Origin of the sequence: Rhodococcus sp. T2V (assembly GCF_029269925.1) — a bacterium.
Taxonomy (GTDB): Bacteria; Actinomycetota; Actinomycetes; order Mycobacteriales; family Mycobacteriaceae; genus Rhodococcus_F; species Rhodococcus_F koreensis.
In genome coordinates, this window is the sequence record NZ_JARJBD010000410.1 from 1 (window position 1) to 450 (window position 450).

The 450-nt window shown below is 64.7% G+C and carries 1 protein-coding gene; it reads left to right on the forward strand.

Annotated elements, in window-relative coordinates; all coding sequences use genetic code 11:
* Positions 1 to 74 precede the first annotated feature (74 nt).
* Positions 75 to 450 (forward strand): transposase (locus tag P3H15_RS54620; RefSeq protein ID WP_276144908.1); only part of this gene is annotated, 376 nt, incomplete at its 3' end.

Below are 450 nucleotides of genomic sequence, written 5' to 3' on the forward strand. Positions count from 1 at the left end.
CGTAGCCCCAAGAAGGCGGCCATCGCGTGACTCTTCGAGAGACCTACCACAGTCACTCAAGACAGGACCACGCGATGACCACTGCCCACGATATCGACCTGAACCAGTTCCTGACCGACCGGCTCTCCGACGCCAGCCCCGATCTGCTGCGTCGTCTGCTGTCCACGTTCATCGATGCGTTGATGGGTGCCGAGGCCGACAGCCTGTGTGGGGCCGGCTTCGGTGAACGTTCCGATGCCCGCACCAACAGCCGCAATGGATACCGGCACCGCGACTTCGATACCCGGGCCGGCACACTCGACGTCGCCATCCCCAAGCTGCGATCGGGTTCGTACTTCCCGGACTGGTTGCTCGAGCGCCGCAAGCGCGCCGAGAAGGCGCTGACCTCGGTCGTCGCGACCTGCTACCTGCTCGGGGTCTCGACCCGGCGGATGGAGAAACTCGTCGACT